Raw genomic sequence first — 5,407 nt, forward strand, 5'->3', positions numbered from 1 at the left:
CGCCCACCCGATGCACGGCATGGAGGGGATGACCGATCCGCGGGCGGTGGTGACCAGGCTGACGCGGGACTACACGTTCCCGATGGACCAGCGGCCGGCACTGCTCTGGTACCACGACCACCGGATGGACTTCACCGCCCCCGCGATCTGGCGGGGACTCGCCGGGCTGCAGATCGTGCGCGACGACGCCGAAGACTCGCTCGGCCTGCCCTCCGGGCCACGCGAGTTGCCACTCGCGATCACGGATCGTGCGTTCGACGCCGACGGCAGCCTCCGCTACCCCGCTCTCGACCCCACCCTGCGGGAGCAGCCGGGTGTCCACGAGGCCTACCTCGCCGGAGTGCTCGGCGACGTGATCCTGGTCAACGGCGCCCCGTGGCCCGTGCACGAGGTCGACGCGGTTCGGCACCGGCTGCGCATCCTGAACGCCTCCAACGCCCGGCACTACGAACTCGAAGCAGTCACCGGCGACGGGCGCCGGCTCGACCTCGTCCAGATCGGCGCCGACCAGGGACTGCTCGAGGCGCCGGTCGCCCACCAGTTCCTGCCGATCGCGCCCGCGCAACGCTACGACGTGGTCATCGACTTCGCCGGCGTCCCGGTCGGCGGCCTTGTCCGGATCGTCAACCGGCTCGGCTCCGGCCGTACCCGCGACGTGATGGCCTTCCGGGTCGCGCGCAGGGCCGCCGACGACAGCCGCGTCCCCCGCACCCTGTCCACCGATCTGCCGACCTGGCGGCGGTCGGACGCCGTGCGGGTGCGCGACTTCTCCTTCCGCGCCGGGCGGAGGCACGGCGACCACGGATGGCTGATCGGCGGGCTGCCGTTCGATCCGGCCCGCTCCGATGTCACCGTCCGCCTCGGCGACGTCGAAGTGTGGCGGCTGGTCGCCGACGTCCATCACCCCGTCCACCTGCACCTGGCCGGGTTCCGGGTGCTCTCGCGCGGCGGGAAGCAGCCGCTCCCCCACGACGCGGGCCTCAAGGACACCGTCTCGCTGCGACCGGGCGAATCGGCCGAGATCATCACCCGCTTCGACGGCTACCGCGGCCGCTACCTCTTCCACTGCCACAACGCCGAACACGAAGACATGGGCATGATGGCCAACCTCGAGATCGTGTGATCCCCCTGGGGACCGCACCGACGGAGCCGGGGACGTGTGAACGCGGCGTAACCGCGAGCGGCGCGAGATCGCCGGAGCGGATACGTCGCGTTAACGGCATCGACCCGATGGTGACACGGCCGGGAGGTGCACTGTTCCCGACCCGCCGCACGGCGGGGCGCGTCTAGGGTTCCGCCACCCACGGGTGGGCCTGGTCCGAGAGACGCAGGCGGTCCGCCCCGGAAGGCGGAACCGTTCCACGGCGGGAGAAAAGCCCGGGAGGCCATCACGGCCCGGGCTGCGTACGTGGTCCGGGACCCGATCCGGAGGTGGGTATGTCCGTCACACCAGTGCATCCCAGGACCGAGCCGCCCGGCGATGCGGGCGACCTGTCCGGGTTCGGCTACGGCCAGCAGCTGCGCCGCAAGATCGGCTCCTACGGCTCCTTCGCCGCCGGGTTCTCCTTCGTCTCCATCCTGACCACGGTCTTCCAGCTGTTCTCCTTCGGCTTCTCCTTCGCCGGTCCCGCCTTCGTCTGGACCTGGCCGATCGTGCTCGGCGGCCAGCTGCTGGTCGCGCTCTGCTTCGCCGAACTGGCCGCGCGCTACCCCATTTCCGGGGCGATCTACCAGTGGGCGAGCAGGCTCGGCGGGCGCGGATGGGGCTGGACCGCGGGCTGGCTGATGATCGCGGCCCAGATGGTGACGCTGGCCGGTGCCGCGATCGCGCTGCAGGTGGTGCTTCCACCGGTGTGGTCCGGTTTCCAGTTGGTGGGCGGTGATTCGTCGCTGACCAGCGTCACCGGCGCGGCCAACGCGGTGGTGCTCGGCGTGCTGCTGCTCGGCCTGACCACCGCGATCAACGCGATCGGGGTCCGGCTGATGTCGGTGGTCAACAGCGTCGGCGTCACCTGCGAACTCGTCGGGGTCGCGCTGCTGTGCGTCGCGTTGTTCTCCCACGCCGAGCGCGGCCCCGGGGTGGTGCTGCGGACGCAGGGTGTCGGCGGGCACGGCTACCTCTGGGCGTTCGTCGTGTCCGGGCTCATGGCCTCCTACGTGCTCGTCGGGTTCGACAGCGCGGGTGAGCTGTCGGAGGAGACCCGCGACCCGCGCCGCACGACGCCGCGCACGATCCTGCGCGCGGTGCTGGTGTCCGGTCTCGGTGGCGCGCTGATGCTGCTGGCCACGGTGATGTCGGCGGACAGCGTCGACGACGGCAGCCTCGGCGACCCGGCGCGCGGCCTGCCGTACGTGCTGACCAGCCGGCTCGGCGACACGCTCGGCCGGGCGTTCCTGGTGGACGTGGCGATCGCGGTGACGGTGTGCACCCTGGCCATCCAGACCGCCGCCACCCGCATGGTGTTCTCGATGGCCCGTGACCGGGTGCTGCCGTTCGCGGACGGCCTGGCGAAGGTCAACCCGCGCACCGGGACGCCCGTGCGGTCCTCGGTACTCGTCGGTGTGCTCGCCGCCGCGCTGCTGCTGGTCAACGTCGGCAACGCGGCACTGTTCACCACGCTCGCCAGCGTCTGCATCATGCTGCTGTACCTGGCCTACCTGATGGTGACCCTGCCACTGCTCGTCCGCCGCCTGCGCGGGCGGCTCCCGGCCGCGGACGGGCTGTTCGGGCTCGGACGCTGGGGTGTGGTGGTCAACGTGCTCGCGGTGGTCTGGGGCGCGGTGATGGCGGTGAACCTCGGCTGGCCGCGCGCCGAGGTCTTCGACCCGCAGGGCGGCCACACCTACCTCCAGTGGTTCGCGCCGCTGTTCCTCGGCGGGGCTCTCCTCGTCGGTGCACTGGCGTACGCGGTGCAGGCGCGCCGGTCCACGGCCACCCCAGTAGACACAGTGGACACTGTGGACGCTCCGGCGCTGGCCCTCGGGGGTGCGGAATGAGCGAAGTGCTGCTGTCCCACGAGATTCCCGGGGGCGCCGCGTGGTCGGTGCTCATCCGTGCCGGGCGTGAACTGCGCCTGACCGCGCTGGGGGCGGGGGCGAACTGTTCCACGCTGCTGTTCGCCGCGCACCACCCGGTGGACCGGCTCAACGTGCCGGACACGCTGAAGGCGCAGATGAGTGCGCGGATCCGGCCGCCGATGGTGCTCATGTCCGACCGCGGCACCGCGCTGTGCTCGGTCACCGGCTCCTCTTTGGACTGGCACGACGCGCTGTGCGGGCACTCCTGCGATCCGCACGTCGCCAGGTTCGGCCCGTCGGCCTACACCGGCGACCGCAACCAGTGGCGCCGCTCGGCGCGCGCCGGGCTGCTCGGCGAGCTGCGCAAGCACGGCCGGGGCCCGGCGGACCTGCACGCCTGCGTCAATTTCTTCAGCAAGGCCGCCACTTCCGGTGACCCCAGGGGTTCCCTCGCGTTCGTCCCCGGGCACGCCGCGGACGGCGACTGGGTGAGCCTGCGCGCGGAACTCGACCTGCTGGTGGTGCTCTCCACCTCGCCGCACCCCCTCGACCCGCGGTGGGCGCCCGCGGCCGTCCGCGCCGAGGTGAGTACCGCCCCGCCCGTGGGCGAGGACGATCCTTCCCGGACCTTCCGCGCGGAGAGCGCGCGGGCGCTGCGAGCCGCACGGGAGGTGCTGGCATGACCGAGACGCTTCTGCCCGTCGTCGAGAGCGAACTGGACCCGGCCGCCGCGGATCTGGACGTCACGGTGGCCGACGGCGACGGCCACCTGGCCACCATCCCGGCGGGCGGCTGCCTCCGGATCGTCGACCTGCACGGCAACCAGGCCGTGGACACGCTGCTCTACGACGCCGCCGACCTCGACAACCGCTACAGCGCCATGGACACCGTCCGCGAGCAGGGAGCGGTGTACCTGACCGCCGGTTCCCGCCTGCTGTCGGTGAACCTGGACGTGCTCGCCACGATCACCGCGGACACCTGCGGGCGCCACGACACCCTCGGTGGCGCCTGCGCCCAGGAGTCCAATGTGGTCCGCTACGGCGACCACACGCGGCACCAGCACGCCTGCCGCGAGACCTTCCTGCGCTACGGGGCGCGGGTCGGGATCGGCGCGCGGCAGCTCGGGCACAACATCAACTTCTTCATGAACGTGCCGCTGACCGCCGAAGGCGGACTGACCTTCGAGGACGGGCTTTCCGCTCCGGGCAAGTACGTGGAGATCCGCGCGGAGCGCGAGCTGTACGTGCTGATCAGCAACTGCCCGCAGCTCAACAACCCGTGCAACGGCTGGGATCCCACGCCGGTACGCCTGCTGGGCTGGTGGTAGACCGATGACCACACTGGACACGCCGGTGCCGGTGGGCACCGGCACCATGACCGTGCTCGCGCCGGGTACGCAGACCACCGTGCAGGATCTGGCCGGACGGGGCGGGCTGTGGGACGTCGGCGTCCCGCCGTCCGGGGCCTGGGACGACCTGTCCTTCGCGCTGGCCAACGCCGCCGTCGGCAACCCGCCGGGCGCGGCCGGGCTGGAGGCGGTGCTGACCGGCCCGGTGCTGCGGTTCGGCCGCCGGGTCACCGTTTGCCTGGCGGGAGCGGCGTTCCACGCCACAGTGGACGGAAGGCCGCTGTGGCCGGGGGTGATGACCACGGTGGCGCCCGGCTCAGTCGTCGACCTCGGCCGCTGCACGGGCCCCGGCATGCGGGCGTATCTCGCAGTCGGCGGCGGTGTCGCGGTGCCCGAGGTCTTCGGCAGCAGGGCGACCTTCCTGCTCGGCGGCTTCGGCGGCCTCGACGGCCGCGCCCTCGCAGCCGGGGACGTGCTTCCGCTGGGCCGCACGGAAAATCTCGTCGCCCCGGCCGACGTCGCGTCCCTCCTGCCTCGCCTCGGCACGGAGTGGACGGTCCGGGTGCTCGCGGGGCCGCACGGCGCGCCCGAGTATCTCGCCGAGGACGCGGCCGCGGACCTGCTCGCGGCCGCCTGGACGGTGGACCACCGTGCCGACCGGACCGGGGTGCGCCTGTCCGGCCCGGCCCCGCGATGGGCCCGGCGGGACGGCGGCGAGGCCGGGCTGCACCCGTCCAACATCCACGACAGCGCCTATCCGGTCGGCGGGATCATGCTCTCCGGCGACACCCCGGTCGTCGTCGGCCCCGACGGGCCGAGCCTCGGCGGATTCGTGGTGCCGTTCACCGTGATCCGCGCGGACCGCTGGATGTTCGCGCAGGCCCGGCCCGGCGACACGGTGCGGCTCGTGCTCGTCTCCCCCGAGGAGGCCGGGAAGATCAACGAGGAACGGGCGGCGCTGCTGGCCGATCCCCGTGCCGCGGTGGCCGCGGAGTTCGAACGCGGCCTGGCCGGTCTTCCCGCCCCCGCCCCGGTCCAGCC

At 72.6% G+C, this 5,407-nt stretch carries 5 protein-coding genes and 1 riboswitch; all 5 genes read left to right on the top strand.

Features of this window, described 5'->3' with window-relative positions:
* Positions 1-1,123 (top strand): multicopper oxidase family protein (locus tag FNH05_RS31025; protein ID WP_144592412.1); only part of this gene is annotated, 1,123 nt, incomplete at its 5' end.
* 152 nt (positions 1,124-1,275) lie between these two features.
* Positions 1,276-1,386: riboswitch (guanidine-I (ykkC/yxkD leader) on the top strand.
* Positions 1,387-1,437: 51 nt separating this feature from the next.
* Positions 1,438-2,997, top strand: a complete 1,560-nt coding sequence (locus FNH05_RS31030) for an amino acid permease (protein ID WP_144592413.1) — start codon at positions 1,438-1,440, stop codon at positions 2,995-2,997.
* Positions 2,994-3,701 carry an urea amidolyase associated protein UAAP1 gene (locus FNH05_RS31035; RefSeq protein ID WP_144592414.1) on the top strand — a complete coding sequence of 236 codons (708 nt, stop codon included), beginning with the start codon at positions 2,994-2,996 and terminating at the stop codon, positions 3,699-3,701. The genes FNH05_RS31030 and FNH05_RS31035 overlap by 4 nt, the downstream gene beginning before the upstream one ends.
* Entirely contained in the window at positions 3,698-4,345 is a 648-nt protein-coding gene (locus FNH05_RS31040) for an urea amidolyase associated protein UAAP2 (RefSeq protein WP_222426758.1), read from the top strand. Before FNH05_RS31035 ends, FNH05_RS31040 begins: the two co-directional genes overlap by 4 nt.
* A gap of 4 nt (positions 4,346-4,349) precedes the next feature.
* Positions 4,350-5,407, top strand: a 1,058-nt coding sequence (locus FNH05_RS31045) for a 5-oxoprolinase/urea amidolyase family protein (RefSeq protein ID WP_144592415.1), incomplete at its 3' end; no start/stop codon positions are given.

The sequence above is a fragment of the Amycolatopsis rhizosphaerae genome, from assembly GCF_007713715.1.
In the GTDB taxonomy this organism is placed as follows: Bacteria; Actinomycetota; Actinomycetes; order Mycobacteriales; family Pseudonocardiaceae; genus Amycolatopsis_E; species Amycolatopsis_E rhizosphaerae.

Bases quoted from the DNA above. Each gene is read 5' to 3' on its own strand.
- FNH05_RS31040 (WP_222426758.1), top strand. From the start codon at position 3,698: ATGACCGAGACGCTTCTGCCCGTCGTCGAGAGCGAACTGGACCCGGCC.
- FNH05_RS31035 (WP_144592414.1), top strand. From the start codon at position 2,994: ATGAGCGAAGTGCTGCTGTCCCACGAGATTCCCGGGGGCGCCGCGTGG.
- FNH05_RS31030 (WP_144592413.1), top strand. From the start codon at position 1,438: ATGTCCGTCACACCAGTGCATCCCAGGACCGAGCCGCCCGGCGATGCG.